Origin of the sequence: Parasediminibacterium schistidii (assembly GCF_046546515.1) — a bacterium.
In the GTDB taxonomy this organism is placed as follows: Bacteria; Bacteroidota; Bacteroidia; order Chitinophagales; family Chitinophagaceae; genus Parasediminibacterium.
In genome coordinates this window covers 1-995 of sequence record NZ_JBKHKJ010000090.1, presented here as the reverse complement: position 1 = coordinate 995, position 995 = coordinate 1, and the positions used below count along the sequence as shown (strand labels likewise).

Annotated in this window: 2 protein-coding genes; both read left to right on the top strand. The window is 42.9% G+C overall.

The window, feature by feature from the left end:
* On the top strand, positions 1 to 370 hold a 370-nt coding region (locus tag ACHFIY_RS19285; protein WP_410847764.1), incomplete at its 5' end, for a helix-turn-helix domain-containing protein.
* A complete protein-coding gene (locus ACHFIY_RS19280; protein WP_410847765.1) occupies positions 280 to 978 on the top strand; it encodes an IS630 family transposase in 699 nt (232 codons plus the stop codon). The genes ACHFIY_RS19285 and ACHFIY_RS19280, both read left to right, overlap by 91 nt.
* Positions 979 to 995 lie beyond the last annotated feature (17 nt).

Here is a 995-nt window from a genome sequence, read left to right as displayed (position 1 = left end):
TTTAGAACATTGTTTTCGAACAGATAGCCGTCATTGTGTGCGGCAGCGTTGCCAAATGGTTCTTTTAAAGGCCAAGGGTTTCAGCTCTTCAAAGATAGGTAACTTGACAGGGTACAGTCGCGTGAGTGTAGATGGCTGGGTAAGGCGTTTTGAGAAGTTGGGTTTATCTGGTTTATATACGAAACATGGCCGTGGCCGCAAGGCGATATTGTCCAATGACGACCTTGGCATTGTCAGGGATGCGGTTATTGAGGAACGGCAACGTTTGTCGCAGGCTAAATTGCTGATAGAACAAGGGTTGGGCAAACAGTTCAGCCAGCGTACGCTAACCCGTTTTTTAAAAAGCATCACTGCAATTACAAGCGCATAAGGAAGCGGCCCAAAGGCAAATGCGACAAGGATTATTACAATGTGAAGCTGGAGCAGCTTTCCCTGCTGGAGACACAGTACGAAAAGGGATGGATAGATTTGTATTATGGGGATGAGAGCCAAGTGTCGGAAGAAGGTTATGTGCCTTACGGGTGGCAGTTCAGCGATGAAAGCGTATGTATAGAATCGGCAAAGGGGGCACATATCAACTGCTTCGGGCTATTGGCAAGGGACAATAGGTTCTTTTATCAAACAACAACCGAAAATATTACATCGGATTTTGTGATAGGGCTATTAGATAGGGTTTCTTTCCAGATAAAAAAGCAAACGGTAGTTGTTTTGGACAATGCAAAGATACACCAGTCAAAGAAGGTGAAGGCAATGCTCCCTATATGGGCAAAGCGGGGGTTGTTCCTATTCTTCCTGCCGCCATATTCACCACACCTAAACATTATTGAAAGGTTCTGGAAAGAACTAAAAGGAAGGTGGTTGACACCAAAGGATTACCATACAAAAGAACAATTGTTTTATTCAACTAAATTGATTTTCGAGGCAGTAGGAAAAAGCCTATTTATCGACTATAAACCATTTCAGTTTGTATTAAGATAATTATGGCTGATTACTTA